Source organism: Winogradskyella sp. SYSU M77433, from assembly GCF_029911945.1.
GTDB lineage: Bacteria > Bacteroidota > Bacteroidia > Flavobacteriales > Flavobacteriaceae > Winogradskyella.
In genome coordinates, this window is record NZ_JARYTG010000009.1 from 139,035 (window position 1) to 155,389 (window position 16,355).

The 16,355-nt window shown below is 33.4% G+C and carries 15 protein-coding genes; 5 read left to right on the top strand and 10 right to left on the bottom strand.

The window, feature by feature from the left end; translation table 11 throughout:
• Nucleotides 1–8: 8 nt before the first annotated feature.
• The 3 genes from QGM60_RS16600 to QGM60_RS16610 are packed head-to-tail and all read right to left on the bottom strand — an operon-like array spanning nt 9 to nt 2,364.
• Nucleotides 9–686: a PrsW family glutamic-type intramembrane protease gene (locus tag QGM60_RS16600; protein WP_281141375.1), complete on the bottom strand. Its 678-nt coding sequence runs from the start codon at nt 684–686 to the stop codon at nt 9–11.
• On the bottom strand, nt 683–1,246 hold the full coding sequence (locus QGM60_RS16605; protein ID WP_281141376.1) for an NUDIX domain-containing protein: 564 nt from the start codon (nt 1,244–1,246) through the stop codon (nt 683–685). The genes QGM60_RS16600 and QGM60_RS16605 overlap by 4 nt, the downstream gene beginning before the upstream one ends.
• Before the next feature lie 29 nt (nt 1,247–1,275).
• On the bottom strand, nt 1,276–2,364 hold the full coding sequence (locus QGM60_RS16610; protein ID WP_281141377.1) for a M42 family metallopeptidase: 1,089 nt from the start codon (nt 2,362–2,364) through the stop codon (nt 1,276–1,278).
• A 125-nt stretch (nt 2,365–2,489) separates the two neighbouring features.
• On the opposite strand from QGM60_RS16610, the gene QGM60_RS16615 reads away from it, so the two are divergent.
• Together QGM60_RS16615 and QGM60_RS16620 are read left to right on the top strand one after the other, a co-directional pair.
• On the top strand, nt 2,490–3,170 hold the full coding sequence (locus QGM60_RS16615) for a DUF4294 domain-containing protein (protein ID WP_281141378.1): 681 nt from the start codon (nt 2,490–2,492) through the stop codon (nt 3,168–3,170).
• Nucleotides 3,170–3,796: a hemolysin III family protein gene (locus QGM60_RS16620; RefSeq protein ID WP_281141379.1), complete on the top strand. Its 627-nt coding sequence runs from the start codon at nt 3,170–3,172 to the stop codon at nt 3,794–3,796. The genes QGM60_RS16615 and QGM60_RS16620 overlap by 1 nt, the downstream gene beginning before the upstream one ends.
• On the opposite strand, the gene QGM60_RS16625 is transcribed toward QGM60_RS16620, so the two are convergent.
• The gene (locus QGM60_RS16625) at nt 3,771–4,250 is read right to left on the bottom strand and encodes a DUF1572 domain-containing protein (RefSeq protein WP_281141380.1); all 480 of its coding nucleotides are present in this window, start codon (nt 4,248–4,250) and stop codon (nt 3,771–3,773) included. The two genes, QGM60_RS16620 and QGM60_RS16625, sit on opposite strands and share 26 nt — an antisense overlap.
• A 119-nt stretch (nt 4,251–4,369) precedes the next feature.
• Here QGM60_RS16625 and QGM60_RS16630 point away from each other — a divergent pair, with 119 nt between their 5' ends.
• On the top strand, nt 4,370–5,809 hold the full coding sequence (locus tag QGM60_RS16630) for an aminotransferase class V-fold PLP-dependent enzyme (protein WP_281141381.1): 1,440 nt from the start codon (nt 4,370–4,372) through the stop codon (nt 5,807–5,809).
• 74 nt (nt 5,810–5,883) lie between these two features.
• Here QGM60_RS16630 and QGM60_RS16635 read toward each other — a convergent pair whose 3' ends face one another.
• The 4 genes from QGM60_RS16635 to QGM60_RS16650 all read right to left on the bottom strand — a co-directional run bounded on the left by QGM60_RS16635 (nt 5,884) and on the right by QGM60_RS16650 (nt 12,240).
• The gene (locus tag QGM60_RS16635) at nt 5,884–7,332 is read right to left on the bottom strand and encodes a TolC family protein (protein ID WP_281141382.1); all 1,449 of its coding nucleotides are present in this window, start codon (nt 7,330–7,332) and stop codon (nt 5,884–5,886) included.
• Nucleotides 7,325–10,573, bottom strand: coding sequence for an efflux RND transporter permease subunit (locus tag QGM60_RS16640; protein ID WP_281141383.1), 3,249 nt, complete (start codon nt 10,571–10,573; stop codon nt 7,325–7,327). Before QGM60_RS16640 ends, QGM60_RS16635 begins: the two co-directional genes overlap by 8 nt.
• A 25-nt stretch (nt 10,574–10,598) precedes the next feature.
• Nucleotides 10,599–11,690 carry an efflux RND transporter periplasmic adaptor subunit gene (locus tag QGM60_RS16645; protein ID WP_281141384.1) on the bottom strand — a complete coding sequence of 364 codons (1,092 nt, stop codon included), beginning with the start codon at nt 11,688–11,690 and terminating at the stop codon, nt 10,599–10,601.
• Nucleotides 11,691–11,814: 124 nt separating this feature from the next.
• Nucleotides 11,815–12,240, bottom strand: a complete 426-nt coding sequence (locus tag QGM60_RS16650) for a hypothetical protein (RefSeq protein WP_281141385.1) — start codon at nt 12,238–12,240, stop codon at nt 11,815–11,817.
• Between the two features lie 118 nt (nt 12,241–12,358).
• Here QGM60_RS16650 and QGM60_RS16655 point away from each other — a divergent pair, with 118 nt between their 5' ends.
• Nucleotides 12,359–13,498 (top strand): lycopene cyclase family protein, encoded by a 1,140-nt coding sequence (locus tag QGM60_RS16655; protein WP_281141386.1) that lies wholly within the window; start codon nt 12,359–12,361, stop codon nt 13,496–13,498.
• Here the strand turns inward: QGM60_RS16655 and QGM60_RS16660 are convergent.
• Nucleotides 13,495–13,734 carry a hypothetical protein gene (locus tag QGM60_RS16660; protein ID WP_281141387.1) on the bottom strand — a complete coding sequence of 80 codons (240 nt, stop codon included), beginning with the start codon at nt 13,732–13,734 and terminating at the stop codon, nt 13,495–13,497. The genes QGM60_RS16655 and QGM60_RS16660 overlap by 4 nt on opposite strands.
• The gene (locus tag QGM60_RS16665) at nt 13,727–14,182 is read right to left on the bottom strand and encodes an SRPBCC family protein (RefSeq protein WP_281141388.1); all 456 of its coding nucleotides are present in this window, start codon (nt 14,180–14,182) and stop codon (nt 13,727–13,729) included. Before QGM60_RS16665 ends, QGM60_RS16660 begins: the two co-directional genes overlap by 8 nt.
• Before the next feature lie 226 nt (nt 14,183–14,408).
• Between QGM60_RS16665 and QGM60_RS16670 the strand changes: the two genes are divergently transcribed.
• A complete protein-coding gene (locus tag QGM60_RS16670; protein ID WP_281141389.1) occupies nt 14,409–16,352 on the top strand; it encodes a peptidylprolyl isomerase in 1,944 nt (647 codons plus the stop codon).
• The last annotated feature ends 3 nt before the right edge of the window (nt 16,353–16,355 follow it).

Below are 16,355 nucleotides of genomic sequence, written 5' to 3' on the forward strand. Positions count from 1 at the left end.
TAAGAATTTTACAAAGTTTTAAAGTTTGAATTGTCTTGGTGACGTTTTATAGCTTTTTTAGAGAGTACAATTCCAATTATCAAAGAGATAAATGCGCCAATGGAAATTCCGGGAATAAAGTTGATGAATAGGAAAAAGTCATAGGCACCATGAAATAATACGGCCAAGAATAATCCTGCCATATTTAGTAGAAATCGGTTATTTGAAAACTTAGCTTTTCCCATATAATAACCCATTAAAATCCCAAAAGTAGCATGTGCAGGAACAGCAGTAAATGCTCTTAAAATCGCTGTACTATAGCCGCCTTGTAGTACATAAAGAATATTTTCGGTACAGGCAAAACCCATAGATACCATAACAGCATACATAATACCATCGTAAGGTTCATTAAAAGCTTTCCTAGTTTGGGCGTAGTATTTTACAATGATGTATTTACTGAATTCTTCAGCCAATGCAACAACCACAAAAGCCTGTATAAATTGCTGCCAAATACTAAATTCATCTGTAATAGGTAACAAATGACCAGTAACGAAATAAAGACCAAAGACTAAAAGTACACTTACTATTGCGCCAAGCAGAAAACTAACAACAAGTAAACCTGTTGGTTCTTTGTCGTATCTATCCTGAAAATAAATGTAAAGTATAATGGTTAAAACAGGGGCAACTGCTAGTAGGAGTAAGTTCATTCACCATGAATTTCGTTAACAATCTCAAAGGCTACCATTTGATAATAGGTGCTATTACTTTCAATAAAGTGCATATTTTTACCACTATTAAAAGCTAAGTCAGTAAATGTAGTATTGTCTACGATTTTAAGCGCTTCAACTTCTGCAGGATCAGGAACCAAATCATCTAAGCTCACTTTTAACTCTATAATAAAAACATGGTGAAATTCATTATCCTGAATTTCACCATCATTATATGAAGCCGAATGGAAAAACGTTCCTATTCTTCGTAATTGATTAGCATTAATCTGTAAACCAATTTCTTCTCTAGTTTCCCTTACGGCAGCTTCTTCTATTGTTTCACCAGCATCTACATGGCCTGCAACTGAGACATCCCAAAGTAAAGGACAAATCTTTTTTTTGTGGGAACGCTGTTGCAAGAGAATACTACCATCAGGAGTGTAGAACCAAACATGAACGGTATTATGTAAATAACCATGTTTGTGAACTTCAGACTTTAAAGCCCTTTCACCAATAGGTCGGCATTTTTCGTCTACTATGTCTAAATATTCTTCTTCCATTAAGAGATTGGTTAAGTGAGTTTAATCATCTATTTAAAATAGCTAAACGTTTCTCCGTCTTCTATTTTTAATAGTGTTTCATAAATCAGTTTTATTACATTTTCAACATCATCTTTATGCACCATTTCAACCGTAGTATGCATATAACGTAAAGGCAATGAAATTAAAGCAGAAGCAACACCACCATTACTATAAGCAAAGGCATCTGTGTCAGTTCCTGTTGCTCTAGAAAGCGCAGCACGTTGAAAAGGAATTTTCTTTGCCTCGGCAGTATCAGTAATAAGATCTCTTAATTTTTGTTGTACAGCAGGAGCGTAGGCAACAACAGGTCCTTTTCCGATTTCAGCTAAACCTTGTGTTTTAGGATCAATCATTGGAGTAGTAGTATCGTGCGTTACGTCGGTTACGATAGCTACGTTTGGCTTAATGGTTTGAGTTATCATTTCCGCACCACGTAGTCCAATTTCTTCTTGAACTGAATTGGTTACATATAACCCAAAAGGTAATTTCTTTTTGTTTTCATGTAGTAAGCGCGCAACTTCAGCAATCATAAAACCTCCCATTCGGTTATCTAAAGCTCTACAAACAAATTTGTCTTTGTTTAGAATATGGAATTCATCAGGGTAAGTAATTACGCATCCAACATGAACACCCATTTTCTCAACTTCATCTTTGTCTTTTGCACCTATGTCGATACAGATATTATCTGGTTTTGGTGCTTCTTCTTTAGACTTGTTACGCGTATGTATTGCAGGCCATCCAAAAACACCTTTTACAATACCATTTTTAGTATGAATGTTAACCACTTTACTAGGTGCAATTTGATGGTCGCTACCACCATTTCTAACTACATAAAGTAAACCGTTGTCAGAAATGTAGTTTACATACCATGAGATTTCATCGGCATGACCTTCAATAACAACTTTAAATTTTGCTTTAGGGTTTATGACAGCTACAGCTGTTCCGTAAGTATCGGTAATAAATTCATCTACATAAGGTTTTAAATAATCCATCCATATTTTTTGTCCTTCCCATTCATATCCTGTTGGTGATGCATTATTTAAATATTTTTCTAAAAAGTCCATAGACTTTTTATTCAGTAATTGTTGTTTTGCCATTATTATAAATTTTCCCTAAAAATAATAATATTAATATGATTTTTGGGTTAATGGTAGTATTAATTGTTAATTTTGAAAACGACTAAAACCATGAGTTTGGAACGGTTTTGGTTCAATGTTTTAACATGAAATATATAACCTACATACTGCTACTTTTTTCAGTAACTATTTTTGCTCAGGAAGATCCTGTTAAGCAAGACACTACTGTAGTGCATTATATGATTATTGAAGGAGATTCAGTACCTGTAACCTCTGTAGATTTAAAGGAGGTTTTGGTATTACCTAATTTGAAATTTAAAGATAGGGATGCACGTGTTAGATATATTATTTTAAGGAGAAAAACACTCAAAGTCTATCCTTATGCTAAGTTAGCTGCGGAACGATTGGAGTCACTTCAAAAACGATTGGCAACTTTAGAGCGTAAACGTGATAAAAAACGCTACGCAAAAGTTATTCAGCGTTATATTGAAGATGAGTTTTCTGAAGAATTGAAAAAACTAACAAAAACAGAAGGCCAAATTTTAGTAAAATTAATTCACAGACAAACTGGTAAAACCACATTTGAACTGATTAAAGAATTACGAAGTGGTTGGCGTGCTTTTTGGTTTAATAGTACAGCAAGTTTGTTTGATATTTCTTTAAAAAAGGAATTTAGTCCTATAGATGAAGAAGAAGATTATCTTATTGAAGATATTTTACAGCGAGCTTTTCAAGACGAACGATTAGATAGACAAGAACCAGCATTTGATATTGATTTTTATGCTTGTGTAGATAAATGGTCTAGCAAATCAGAACCTAAAAAATAATGCGAGCGCAAACAAAATTAGAAGAGCAACTCAATTCTTGGACACATGGTCTTGGTGCGGCTTTGGGTATTGTAGCATTAGTTCTACTCATAGTATATTCCGATGAAACAAAACCTTGGCATTTATTTAGTGTGGTTGTTTATGGTATTTCAATTATTATATTGTTTTTAGCATCTACATTTTACCATGCTGTAAAGGGAGAAAAACGAAAACACTATTTTAGAATTGTAGACCATATAAGTATTTATCTACTTATCGCTGGGACATATACACCAGTACTACTCATTTTACTTACTGATAGTTTGGGTTGGCTATTGTTTTGGGTTGTTTGGGGTATTGCAGTTTTTGGTGTGGTTTTAAAGATATTCTTTACTGGGAAATTTGAGATTTTCTCAACATTATTGTATTTGGTAATGGGTTGGCTCATTGTGTTTGATTATACCAATGTTGCCAATGCATTAACTCCAAATGGAGTTTTTTGGTTATTTGCAGGTGGATTGTTTTATACTGTAGGTATTGTGTTTTATGTAATAGAACGTATTCCTTATAATCATGTTATTTGGCATTTATTTGTTCTTGCTGGAGCGATTTGTCATTTCTTTATGATATTTCTTTATGTGATATAATAATTTTCTTTATCACATTAATCTGCCCAAGGTGATAATGAGTATGCTCAATAATTCCAGTGATGTTTTTAAAGTAAGTACCATACTTTTCCTCAGCCATAAAATCATTTAATTTATTGTCATCAAGTTGTTCTATGAGTGAAATGAATTCTTTAACTTCATCCCACATAATGTTTTGAAACTCTTGCCATTCCTCATTGTTTTTAATAGTTGGATGATCAAAACTAAACTTATCTCTGATAGTTAGTTCACCACCCTTAAAAACTTCAGCAGTTCCTTTTACGTAATAATGAATATGGAATGTTAATGCTAAAATAGTGTTGAGTTCAGCAACTTTTTCGTTGGCCATTTCTACAGTAATATCCTGTAACGAATCTTTAAAGTTTGAAGCCGTCCAATTACCACCAAAATATACTTGATGTAATTGTTTAGCGAGTAGTTTTGAAGTCATCATGATGCATTAATCTATTACTAAAATAGAAAATTTTTAGTGTAATAATTTACAGAACAGTTCCTCAAAAGTTTTTAGAGCTCTTTTGAAGCTGTATCTTTGCAGCAAAATTGAAAATTACTATGTCTAAAGATAACTTAGAAGCTCACAAGTTAACCGTTTCAAAAGCCGAAATGCAATCTTATGGTTATAAAATTGTAGATGCTATTGTAGAACATTTTGATACGCAAGACACAAAGAATCCTGTAGTTACAGCTACTCGTGAAGAAATGGATAATCTGTTTTTAGAAAACGTCCCTGAAGGAGGAACAGACGCGCATCAGGTTTTAGATTTTGTTATAGACAAAGTGCTTACGGAAAGTAACATTGTTTCGCATCCAAAATCGTATTCTTTTGTCCCTGGACCTAGTAATTTTATAAGTGCTATGGCAGATACTTTAGCGACCGGTTTTAATGTGTTTTCTGGGGGTTGGGCAGCTTCACCTGCTGCAACAGAATTGGAAATTGTAACGATTAATTGGCTTTTAAAACTTTTTAAATTCCCCAATAAGAAGGGTGGAGGTATTTTTACTAGTGGTGGTTCTATGGCTAATTTAACGGCTTTGGTTACAGCAAGACGCCAAAAATGTGGAGATGATTTTTCTAAGGCTATCATTTATATGTCTAACCAAACTCATTCGTCAAACATAAAAGCGTTAAAAACCATTGGATTTAAAAAAGAACAAGTACGTTTAATTCCAGTAGATTCGGATTATAAAATATCAATCAATAAGTTGAAAAATGCTATTGCAAAAGATAGAATAGAAGGGTGTCAACCTTTCTGTCTAATAGCCAATGCAGGAACAACAAATACAGGAAGTGTAGATCAACTAGATGATTTGGCAAAGCTTTGTAAAAATGAAAACCTTTGGTTTCATGTTGATGGAGCTTATGGTGGAGCCGCAATTTTAACTGAAAAGGGTGCTAAACTTTTAAAAGGTATTCAAAAAGCAGATTCTTTAACCATAGATCCTCATAAATGGTTTTTTCAGCCTTACGAAATGGGATGTCTTTTAGTTAGAAACCACAAATGGCTAAGTGCTACTTTTAGTGAAAAACCAGAATATTTAAGAGATATTGAAGGAAACACGTCTGAAATCAATTTTTACGATCATGGTATTCAGCTCACTCGTAGGTTTAGAGCTCTAAAGTTTTACATGTCCATAAAAACATTTGGATTAAAAGCTTTCAGAGAAGCCATTGCCTATAATATTGATTTGGCTGAGTCTGTAGAGGATATATTAAGAAAAAGTAGCGATTGGGAAATTGTATCTCATGCAACTTTAGCTGTGATTAACTTTAGGTACAACCCTATGAAAAAGCAATTTTCAGAAAAGAAATTAGATGCGCTTAATCAAGAAATTTCAAAGCGTGTTATAGATACCAAAAAAGCATTATTGGTAACTACTGTTCTGCAAGGTCAGGTTGTATTGAGAATGTGTTTGATTAATCCTAGAACAACATTAGATGATGTAAAGGAAACTTTAGATATGTGTTTGGGCTTTGCTGAGGAAATAGTTTAAATCAAAATAAAAGCACTTAAACAGAAGTCTATTTATACAACTGTTTAAGTGCTTTGTTATTTTAAAAAGTCCTTTTACATAGAAGTATTCCAACCTCCACCTAAAGCTTGATATAGTTTTACGTTAGCCAAAAGTTGATCTCTTTTGGTTTCAATTATTTCAATTTTAGAATCCAGGGCTTCCCTTTGTGTAAAGAGTACTTCTGTATATTCAGCTCTTGCAGATTTAAACAGTTTGATAGATAATTCAATAGACTCATTAAGCGCATTAACTTGCTCTTCTTTTAATCTGTAACTTTCTTTTAAATTACTGATATTAGAAAGTTCATTGGCCACTTCAATGTAACCATTAAGAATAGCTTTCTCATACTCAAAAACGGCTTGAAGCTGTCTGCTATTTGCATTTTTATATTCTGCTTTAATAGCATTTCTGTTAATCAACGGACTCACCACATCACCAACTAAAGAATACAGTAACGATTCAGGAGTTGAGGTTAGATATTTAGTTTTAAATGCCTGTAGACCAACACCAGCTTTTATTCCTACAGAAGGGTAGAAGTTAGCTCTAGCTATACTAACATTTAGTTTTGAAGCTTCAAGTTCATATTCGGCTTGTCTGATATCTGGTCTGTTTGCCAATAATTGAGAAGGAATACCAGTGTAAATAGTATCTATTGGAGTACCAATAAATTCATCGGAATCCCTCTCGATAGTTTGAGGAAAACGACCTACAAGAAAATTGATTTTATTCTCTGTTTCAACAATACTTTGCTGAACTTTGAATTTATTACTTTGATTCTTGTACACTTCAGCTTCAAAACGTCTCACTGCTAATTGTGTTGCTCTCGCCGCTTCTTTTTGCAGTCTTATCATCTTAAGAGCATTTTGTTGGATGTCTAGGTTTTGCTCAATGATTTCTAGTTGATTGTCTAAAGCTTGTAGCTCATAATACGAACTCGCTATTTCAGAAACCAAATTTGTAACCATAAAGTTTTTGCCTTCAATAGTGCTGAGGTATTCTAAAACTGCTGCTTTTTTACCATTCCGTAGTTTTTTCCAGACATCTAATTCCCAAGAGGCAGAAAGTCCAACCGAGAAATCAGTCAATGGTTCTGGAAATTCTTCATCTTCACGAACGTTAAGATTGTGTTCTACAGCTCCGTTTCTGGTGTATTCGCCAACTTTTTCTACTTCCGCACCAGCATAAATGTTTACAAAAGGAAGGTATTCACCCTTTTTAACAGTAATTTCATTATTAGCTCTTGTGATTTGCTGAAGCATAATATTCAACTCTTGGTTGTTAGCTAAAGCGGTATCAATAAGAGCGACTAATTTTGGATCTTTAAAAAAATCTTTCCACTGTACAGATGCAGAGCTGACTGTGTCTGAAGACTGATTTTTATATTGCTGAGGTACTTCCTTGTTTTCTTCTCTAATAGCTTTTTGTGTAGGTACACAAGAATTTAAAAAGAGAATAATCAAAAGGCTAAGTAGGTACCAGCTTTTAAATTTAGATTTATTCATCTTTATTACTTTTACTAAGTTTTTTTAATAATTTTTTCAGTTTGCTAATGCTTTCAGTATTAGTGCGCGTTTGGTTTTCAGCCTCACTGTTTCTAATAAATTCTTCTGAAAGTGGCTCGTTGCTCTCATCTTTAATAAGGCTTTTTCCTTCTGCCATTTTAGCAAAAATGTAGTATAGGCCTGGAATGACAAGCACTCCAAAAAAGGTACCTACAAGCATTCCACCCATAGAAGAACCACCAATAGTTTTGTTACCAATAGCACCAGCACCTGTTGCAATAACCAATGGAATTAATCCAGCGATAAATGCAAAAGATGTCATTAAAATAGGACGGAAACGTGCTTTTGCTCCTTCAATTGCAGCTTCTAAAACCGTAGCACCTTGCTGTTGTTTTTGTACAGCATATTCTACTATTAATACCGCATTTTTACTTAATAAGCCGACGAGCATTATGACGCCAATTTGCGCGTAAACATCATTGGCTAGTCCCATAACTTTTAATAGGAAGAATGATCCAAAAACACCAACAGGTAAGGATAAAATAACTGCTAATGGCAATAGGAAACTTTCGTATTGTGCTGCCAAAACAAAGTATACAAATACCAATACTACAATAAAAATGTAAATAGATTCATTACCTCTGCCAGCTTCGTCGTATGACAGACCTTCCCAAGCAATATCATAACCTCTTGGTAGTTCTTTTGCGGCAACTTCTTGGATAGCATTAATAGCATCACCACTAGTAAAACCTTTTGCAGGCAATCCACGTATTGAAGCTGAATTGTAAAGGTTGTAACGTGTAATTTCGTTAGGACCTAATTTCTTTTCAATAGACATAAATGCCGAATAAGGCACCATTTCGCCTTCTTCATTTTTCACAAATAGTTTTTCTAGATCCGAAGGTAATCTACGATACTCAGGTCCTGCTTGTGTGTAAACTTTAAAGAATCTACCAAAACGAATAAAACCTTGCTCATAAGTACTACCAATTAAAATGTTTAGGTTTTCCATAGCTTTACTAATGGTAACCCCTTTTTGCATGGCAATTTTATTGTTGATTTTAAGTTCGTATTGAGGATAATTAGCCGAATAGAAAGTAAACAGACCAGTTATTTCTTTACGTTTAGATAACGCCTCCATAAACTTGTTATTGATGTCTTCAAACTTATGGTAGTCAGTAGAATTGGTTTTATCTAATAAACGCATTGAGAAACCACCAGAAGAACCAAAACCAGGTACAGCTGGTGGCTCAAAGTATTCAATTACGGCACCCAAATCTTTGGTTTCTTCTTCTAGTTCTTCCATGATTTCGTGTACTGAATGATGACGCTCAGACCATGGTTTTAGGTTGATTAAACATGTACCAGCGTTAGAACCACGACCTTCTGTCATAATTTCATAACCAGCAAGAGATGATACCGATTCTACACCTTCGGTTTCTTCGCATATTTTTTGAAGTTTTTTAGCCACATCATTAGTGCGCTCTAAAGTTGCACCAGGAGGTGTTTGAATGATGGCATAGATCATTCCTTGGTCTTCGTTAGGAATAAATCCGGCTGGTAATACTTGGTTTGTGAAAAATATTCCGGCACAAAACACCGCTAATATTCCAAAAGTTACGATGCGTCTCGCTACAATTTTGTTAAGTACTTTTACGTATTTACCTGTCAGTTTTTCAAAACCATTATTAAAACCATCAATAAACTTATCAGCCAGCGATTTTTTCTTTTTGCCATGATTGTTTCTAAGTAACATGGCGCATAAAACAGGAGTTAATGTTAATGCAACAAGTGCTGAAATTAAAATAGAACCAGCCATAGTAATTGAGAACTGACGATAGAATACACCAACAGGTCCTGTCATAAATGATATTGGAATAAACACCGAAACCATCACTAATGTTATAGCTATAATAGCACCACCAATTTCACCTAAAACTTCTTTAGAAGCTTGATACGGACTCAAGTGTTTTTCATGCATTTTAACATGGACAGCCTCCACGACAACAATAGCATCATCGACGACAATACCAATAGCAAGTACTAGGGCAAAAAGAGTAATTAAATTTATGGAAAGTCCAAAAAGTTGCATTATAAAAAACGCACCAACTAAGGATACAGGAACGGCAATAATTGGAATTAATGTAGAACGCCAATCACCTAAAAATAAAAATACAACTACAGCAACCAATATAAACGCGTCTCGTAGTGTGTGTAATACTTGTTCTATGGAAGCATCTAAAAAGTTAGAGACATCATAGCTTATATTGAAGTCTACATTTGGTGGTAGTTCTTCTTTTAACTCATCTAATTTTTCTTTAACCGCATCAATAACATCACTACCATTACTACCAAAGGTTTGTTTTAAGACTATAGAGGCTGAAGGTTTTCCGTCTAAATTGGAGTAGATATCAAAAAACTCACTTCCTAATTTTACATCGGCAATATCCTTCAGCATTATAATTTCACCTTCTTTGTTGGCGCGAATTATAATATCTTCATATTGCTCGGGTTCATTATAGCGATTTTGATAGGTTAATACATATTCTAAAGATTGTGAGGTAATACCAGAACTTCTACCCAAACGTCCAGGACGTGCTAGAATACTTTGTTCTTGCATAGCTTCCAGCACTTCTTCTGCAGATATATTATAAGCGCGCATACGGTCTGGTTTTAACCAAACACGCATAGCATACTTTCTACTACCTAAAATTTGGGCACTTGCAATACCATTAATACGTTGTATTTCTGGAACAATCTTAGTGTAAGCGTAGTTGTAGAGGAATTTTTCATCATTGTCTTTGTCTGTACTAGAAAGGTTAACATACATCAACATACTTGGTTGAATAGGAGTAATAATAACACCTTCACGTTGTACCAATTCAGGAAGAAGTGGCATTACCTGATCTACACGAGTTTTTACACGAACAACAGCTTGATTGGGATCAGTACCAGGCTCAAAAATAACTCTAATTGTTGCTTCACCAGCACTGGTTGCATCAGAAGCAATATAACGCATACCTTGTACACCGTTTATAGCAGTTTCAAGAGGAATAAGTGTAGAGTTTACTAATACTTCAGAACTCGAACCAGGATAAGCAATAAAAATGTTTACCGTAGTAGGAGCAATCTGTGGAAATTGTGATATAGGTAGTTGCTTGATTGAAAGACCACCTATAAATAGTATGATTACCGAAATGACAATAGCCAAGACGGGTCTTTTTATAAATTTTTTAAACATGTCTTTGTAGATTAAATTCTAAAAATTACTCAGCATAGAGGTCTAGCTCAGACAGTACTTGGTTAGGCTCAAGAAATTTAGTGTGTATTTCCTGATTGTTCTTAACCATTCTTATACCTTCCAATAGAATAGTGTCACTTTCAGAAAGCCCTTTGTTGATAATGTACAAGTGAGGTAATTCTGCAGCAATGCTTACTTCTTTCTGTCTAACTACATTAGATTTGTCAATAACAAAGACATAGGTTTTATCTAAAATTTCGAATGTCGCTTTTTGTGGAATGATTAGCGCATCTTTGTACGGCACAGTCATTAGTATACTACCTGTTTCACCATGTCTTAAAATACCATCAGGATTTGGAAAAGTAGCTCTAAAAGCAATATTTCCTGTTTCGCTGTTAAACTCACCTTCAATAGTTTCAACAATACCTTTTTGGTTGAATTTTCTATTGTTGGCCATTAATAGTTCAACTTGTTTTTTAGAATCCTTGTCCTTACTCATTATGTAATCAAGGTATTCTGTTTCAGGAACGTTAAAATACACCCACATTTTACTGTTGTCAGATAAAGTAGTCAACAACTCACCTTCGTCTAGTAGACTTCCTTCTCTAACTTCGAGATGATCCATGATTCCATCAAAAGGGGCTTTTACATTTGTAAAACCAAGATGTGTTTGAGCAAGTGCCACTTCGGCTTTGGCTTTGTTTAGATTGGCTTTAGCCATAGCTAATTCGTTAGGAGAAACAACGTTTCCATCAGCCAATAGCTGTGTGTTTTTTAGCTCAATTTCAGCAACATCAGATTCTGCTTTGGCTTTTTGAAGTTCAGCTTCGTAGATGTTTGGCATAATCTTAAACATCAGTTGGCCTTCTTTAACATGCTGACCTTCGTCTACTGATATTTGTTTCAGATAACCTTTTTCTAATGCTCTAAGTTCAATGTGTCTTATAGAGTGGATTTGACTAACATAGTCTTTGGTTGTAGAGGTATCCTTTTTTATAGGTTTTGTAACAAGAAACTCAGAATGATCTTGCTTTTCTTCATGTTTTTTCTCACAGCTAGTTAATGATATGGTTAAAATTAGGGCTGTGAAAACGAGTGTTTTTATTGTGATTTTCACTTTTTCAAAATTTTTATAAAATGATATTGAATGTAAGTATCCAAATTGATGGATGCTTGTGTTTTTTAGAACAAGAATAGTTCTAGGGATTAGACTTATAGTGTAAAGTCTATTCTTTAAAAAATCAAATTATAAAAACCTGAAGCTTAAGGTGAAGTCTTGTGTCTTGTTGTGTAACAGCAGGTTGAGGTCTGTAGATGTTTCTTTGGAGTTCGTTAGAAAAACTTCTATACAAATCAGCACTAAGTGTTGCTGCAAATAATGAAAGTTGAAAATTAGATTTGTGTTTTACTGTAGATTCTTCGTTTTCTGATTCATTGATTTCGTTGCCTTCAAAAAATAAATCATTCTTTGTGTCCTTGTGAATAGGAGTGAAAGTTGCAGAATCTGAAAGAAAAGTTGTTATAAGTGCTTCTGAGAAATCTTCATCTATTATTTCATAAGATGATGTTTCGTCACTGTTATATGCTACGCTAGCTTGTAAATTTGCTAGACTACACAATAACATTGCGCTTATAAAAAACAAATATTTTCTAAGAGTGACTTTCATATTAGTGCGCAAAATTATATGAATTGGAGTATATTACCAAAACGGATTATTGATAATTTAACATTTTGAAATAAAAATAGTTTTCGTTTTACCTTTATTTCCTCAAAAATCAACAGAATTGAATAAATACGATTACATTATTTTAGGAGCAGGTGCTTCAGGTTTAATGTTAGCTTACAGAATGTCTCAAGATGAATTTTTTGATGATAAATCCATCTTAATCATTGATAAAATTAAAAACAAAGGTGATGATAGAACTTGGTGTTATTGGGAAGAAAATAAGGGTGAGTGGGATCACCTTTTAACCCAAAAGTGGAAGAAAATATTTTTTGGAAGTAAAGATTTTTCTGAAACTATTGAGATTAATCCTTATCAATATAAAATGATAAGAAGTTCTGGTTTTTATGATTTTTTATGGACATCAATTCACTTAAAATCTAATTTTAGTTTTTTTGAAGATACAGTTGAATCTTTTAAAGAGGTTGAAGATGCTGTAGAAGTTATTACAAAAACGTCAACTTTTACCGGTTGTCAACTTTTTAATAGTTTACCAAATCTTGGTGTTTATGATAATCAGGTGAAGTATCCTGTTTTGCAACAGCATTTTTTAGGTTGGTTTATAGAAACGAGTGAAGAAACCTTTGATGATTCTGTAGCCACTTTTATGGATTTTAAAGTGCCTCAGAAGTGTAATACAAGGTTTATGTATATCCTACCTATTTCTAAGAAACAAGCCTTATTTGAATATACCTTATTTTCAAAAGAATTGCTTGATAAATCAGAATATGAAGAGGCTATAGAGGCATACTTAAAACAACGGAAAATTTCTGATTATACCATAGTAGAAAAGGAAATTGGAGCTATACCTATGACGGCTTTTGACTTTTCTAAACTAAATTCAAATCATATTTTAAATATAGGTACAGCTGGAGGCTGGACAAAAGCTAGTACAGGCTATACCTTTAAAAATACAACCAAAAAGACTATTGAACTAGTAGCTTATTTAAAAATCAACAGTGACTTGTCCAAATTTGCCAATAGAACACGGCATACGTTTTACGATACTATATTATTAGATGTTTTGGCAAATCATAATGGAGAAGGAGCTGCTATTTTCTCTTCAATGTTCAAAAAGGCGGATGTAAAAACGATTTTTAAGTTTCTTGATGAAGAATCGAGCTTGTGGCAAGAGTTGAAAGTTGTGTTGTCGGTACCTAAAAAGCGATTTATTCAAGCGTTTATTAAAAGATTATTTTAACTCTCAGAATACACTTGTCCTCTATGAGGTTTTAGAGCATCTCTTATTGGTTTCATCTCAGGTTCGTCAACAACTAAATAGGCATAACTATGCATATCGTTTATAGTTTCAATACCTGTGATGTCTATATCTAAATTGTTTAATTCTTTATATTCCTTTAGGTGAATGAGGTGGTGTTCTGCAGTTTTTAAACTGGCAGGACCTCTAAAATCCCAAATAAGTTTAAGTTTACGCATCTAAAACAGAAATTCCTTTTTCAACAAAGTTTTTAAAATAGGTCATGTACTTTTTTGTTTGTTTTTTAAAAGCGCTAGGCATTAAAAACAACATGGCATTCATGGCAAAAGTAGTAGGTTGAAACTCATTTACGGTAGTCCATTTTGTAAAGCCTTTTGCAGTACTTTCAAAATAATTTTCTTGAATGTTTCGCATACCTTTGGTGGTGTATGTAGCATGAAATTCATTCGGAAAATCTTGTTTTGTTATGGTTTCTACAAGATCCATTTTCCGCTTGCCAAAATCATAACTCATTCGCATTGTAGAACCCATTTCCCCTGGCACTCCTGAAACATGTTCGGTAGAAACAAGGCCTTCTTGCCAATGTTTCAAATTATCTACAGAATCCATCTTCCGAATGACTTCTTCAATAGGTTTTTCAATAATAATTTCAGTGGTGTATTTCATTCTGAGGGATTTTTAATAAATGTAGAAAAATTACTGACAATAGATTAACCTAATCGACGTTTATACGTTTTAACTGTTCAAACTACATTTTTAACTCAAAATAGTACTTTGGCAAAGTTTTTTCTAGACTGTTAAATGTTGCAAAATCTCAACTTGCTAAATAACCTATTTATGTTATTTTTGCTGAACTTCAAAAAACTGAATTACAATAAAAGAAGAAAACATTATGACTGCTAAACTTAGATGTTTGTTATTGTTGCTTTTAGCATTGAATTTTTCGTATGCTCAAAACCAAGATGAGGTTTTGCTAATTGTTGATGGTGATTCTATCATGTCTTCTGAATTCCTTAGGGTTTATAACAAAAACTTAGATTTAGTAAAAGATGAAAGCCAAAAGGATATAGGTGGCTATTTAAAATTATTCACAGAATATCAGTTAAAGCTTAAAGAAGCTCGTCGTTTAGGTTTGGATGAAGATAAAAACTATAAACGCGAATTTTCCAATTATAAAAATCAGCTTATCAAAAACTACTTATCGGAAAATAAGGTTACTGATGAATTGGTAAAAGAAGCTTATGAAAGAGGTAATGAAGATATAAAAGCATCTCATATTTTAGTGCGTTTAGCAGAAACTGAAAAAGATACTTTAGAAGCATATAATCAGGTTTTAAAATTAAGAGAGCAAGTTTTGGAAGAAGGTTTTGACGCTGTAAAAGCAAAAAAGCACAATGGGCAGACCGTTTTCTTGGAAGATTTAGGCTACTTCTCTGCGTTTAAAATGGTTTATGATTTTGAAACAGCCGCTTACAATACTCCAAAAGGTGAAATTTCAATGCCTTTTAGAACACAATTTGGTTATCATGTTGTAAAGGTTGATGATAGGCGAAAGTCTAGAGGTACCATTACAGCGGCTCATATTATGGTGGCTAATAATGAAAAAGACTCTTTATTCGATCCAGAAAAGCGTATAAAAGATATTTATCAAAAGCTCAACCAAGGTGAGGCTTTTGAGTCTTTAGCAAAACAATTTTCAGATGATAAAAGCTCTGCAAGAAATGGTGGTAAACTAGCGCCTTTTAAAAGTGGTCAGTTGAGTTCCATTAAATTTGAAGATGAAGCTTTTACATTAAAAGAAGATGGAGATGTTAGCAAACCTTTTCAAACAGCTTACGGATGGCACATTGTTAAGCGCATAAAGTTAGAACCATTAAAAACTCTTGAAGCGTTAAGACCAGAACTAGAAAATAAAGTACAAAGAGATTCTAGATCTAAACTTATTAAAGATGTTATGGTGGAAGAGTTAAAATCGCGCTATAAAATTTCACATAATTCAAACGCGAAAGTTTATTTTGAAGGTATTTTAACCGAAGATTATTTTAAGCGTTCTTGGAAACTTCCTGAAGATTTTAAAGCAGATGAGAAATTATTTTCAATCAATGAAAAGACTTTCAGTTATGATGATTTTGGCCGTCACCTAATGAATTCTCAACGTATGTATGCTGGTCGATCATTGAAATTCTCAACGCTTATTGAAAATGAATATAATTCGTATTTTGAAAAGGCAATACTTCAATTCAGAGAAGATAATTTAGAGAATGAAAATGAAGAGTTTGCTAATATACTTAAAGAGTATAGAGACGGACTTTTACTTTTTGACCTTATGGAAAAGGAAGTCTGGAATAAAGCTTCAAAAGATTCTTTAGGAATTGAAAAATACTATGATGAGCACAAATCAGAATATCAATGGAAAGATCGTGTAGAGGTGATGATGGCTTCTTCAGCCGATGAATCCATAGCAAAGAAAGCTCTTAAGTTAATGAAGAAAGGCAAATCCCAAGAAGACATAACTGAAGCGCTAAACTCTGAAAAAAAGCAAAACATCATCTTTACAAAAGGTACTTTTAGTACAGATGATAATAAGTTGCCAAAAGCTTTTGAAGCTAAAGAAGGATTATCTAAAGTCTATATGCACAACGATGCTTTTCATGTAATAGATGTTAAAGCTGTGTTGCCTTCAGGAAATAAAACTTTAGAAGAGGCTAAAGGCAATGTTATTAATGATTACCAAATGGAAATAGAAGCCAATTGGATTAACGATTTACACAAACGTTTTGATGTTGAAGTTAACGATAAAGCTCTCAAAACGATAAAATCTAAAATCGAAAACTAGTTT